The 2298-nt window shown below is 66.5% G+C and carries 2 protein-coding genes; both read right to left on the bottom strand.

Going from position 1 to position 2298, the window contains the following annotated elements:
- On the bottom strand, positions 1-291 hold a 291-nt coding region (locus BIS11_RS15470), incomplete at its 3' end, for a hypothetical protein (protein WP_253586486.1).
- On the bottom strand, positions 288-2298 hold a 2011-nt coding region (locus BIS11_RS15465), incomplete at its 5' end, for a hypothetical protein (RefSeq protein ID WP_253586485.1). The genes BIS11_RS15470 and BIS11_RS15465, both read right to left, overlap by 4 nt.

The following is a 2298-nucleotide window of genomic DNA, read 5'->3' as shown; positions in this document are numbered from 1 at the left end:
CAACCGCACCGGCCACCCCCGCCACTGGTAGTCCAACCAGTCCGTGATGCGGCCATCGTCGCGCAGCTCGATCTTGCCAATCTCGATCAACCCATCGACGCGTAGCGAAATGCCCACGGCGCTGATCAGCAGGTCGTTCCATACCGGGTTGTCGAGTCGCTCGCTCGCCGGGGCCACGTAGGGTTTGTCGGCGACCTGCACGACGCCGCCGGCGTGCTCGAGTTCGGCGAGTATCACGCGGTTCTCCCGGGGGCTCTCCAGCCACCGGGTAAACTGGGCGTCTGTGATCATGCGGGGTTCCTTTTCTTCAAGCGCGTGCTGCGCTCGGCGCCTTCGGTAGCCATTGCCGTCCGGCGAGCTGGGTCGATCACGGCGCCGGTGTTTTTGACGATCGCGGCCAGTTGCTGCTCCATCGCTCCAACCTGCTCCGTCAGCCGGCGGTTGTCTTCACGCATCGCCGCGAACGCACGCAATAGCGCCTGATCGTTGCCACTGACCGGAGCCATGGCCGGGCGCTGGGTCAATCCCTGCTGCAGCCGATGCAGCTCACCCAGCAGTTCGGCCTGGTAGTCGCCGGCGGCATACGCGCGGAACTCATCGGCGATGCCGCCTTTGGCCGGGGCGATGAACTCGTTCTTGTGGACCATGGCGAGCGTGTCGCCACCCAGGTTCCAGGCCCCGGTATCGAACAGCGGCAGGCCATTGCGTCGCGCCCAGTCCTCGGCGGTATTGGCACCCGGCTTGAGGTACCGGTTCGCGTCCGAGAGCGTCCCCCCGGTGTTCTTCAGGTAGTCGTAGACCACCCGGGCGCCGGCATCGTCCAGATAGCCGTGGGCGTTGCGGGCGCCGCTGATCACCTGCGCCAGGCCGATGCCGCCGCCCGGCTTGCCGTTATCCAGAATGCTGGAGAGCGCGCTGGCCAGCTCCTGGGGCAGGTACTCGAGCAGGTGGGCGATCGAATCCAGCTCGCCGTACATGTCGGCCTGTTGCTGTAGCTGCCGGGTCAGCAGGTCCCGCGCACGCTGCTGGTCACGCAGCGCGTCGCGGCTGATGCTCTCCTGGGTGCCGAGCGCCCGGACGCTGTCGCCGTAGCGGTTTTCGAGCGCCTGCATCGAGCGCGAGACACTCTCGAACTCAGCGGCGTACTGCGCAGAGGACTGGCCGTAGACCGCGGCGATCGAATCCAGATAGGCCGTGGTCGCGCCCTGCAACTGCCCAATGGCGTTCGTGTCGCCAGCCTCGGCTTGTATCTGCAGGCGCGACAACTGCCGCTGAGCCTCCTGCATCCGCTCCATGGGGTCGAGCACGGACTGGCTCGACAGCATCAGCGAGTCGGTCAGGTCGCGCAGCGTCGTCAACGCCCGCTGCTCGTTGGCGAGCTGCTGCTCACGCAGCCGCGCGCCCTCGTTGATGGCCTCGATGCTCGCGTTGTAGGTGTCGTACGCCCGACGAATCGTGTCGACATTGCCGTTCGTCACCAGGTGCTGACTGTACGTCGCGGCCTCATCCTGCAGTGCCCAAATGCGTTGCTGCAGCGGGCGGTTCGATTCGTGGAGGGCCGCGAGCTCACGCCGGCGGAGCTCGGTGGTATTGCCCTGCTCACGCAGTAGCTGCAGCTCGAGCTGCTGGTATTCGCGTACGACATCGTTCGACGCCTTCGTGGCCTCGGCTTCATCCTCGATCGCGTGCAAGCGCTCCTGAAGGGGACGATTGGAGGCATCCAGCGCAGCAAGCTCGCGGCGTCGAATCTCGGTGACGTCACCCTCGGCGCGCAGCAGCTGCAGCTCGAGCTGCTCGCGTTCGCGAGCGATGTCGGCGTTGCTGCGAATCGCGGCGTTGAGGCCGTCGGTCGCGCCCTCGGCATCGCCCATCATTTGCTGCAGCTGCACGAACCCGTCGGAGAGCTGCAGCAGCTGGACGTAGTTGCGGGCCCCCTCGGCGGTGTTCTGGTTCTGCGCCTCTACCAGGGCACGGAAACCGGCGATGTTCTCCGGCAGGGCCATGCCCATCGACGCCAGGGCATCGGTGATCTCGCCCTGGAGGTGAGCAGCGCGCTCACCATCCGTGAAAAAGCTCTGGTAGAACGACGACATCAGCCCGCTGAGGTTATCGACGCCGCCGGCCTGCTGGGCCATGGCATCGGCGCTGATCAGCGCGCCGTCCGCCGCGGCGTTGAACTGCAGGTTCATCCGGGCGGTGTTCGCATCGAGCAGCCGGACCGCATTGCTGGCATTCGCCACACGCTGGGCCAGCTGGTCGTTGCTTAGGCCCAGGCCGCGGAGCGAGTCAGCGTAGCCC

The organism is Halomonas sp. 707D4 (genome assembly GCF_024158685.1).
Taxonomy (GTDB): Bacteria; Pseudomonadota; Gammaproteobacteria; order Pseudomonadales; family Halomonadaceae; genus Vreelandella.
Note: the sequence above shows the minus strand (reverse complement) of the source record. Positions and strands in the feature narration are given on the sequence as shown.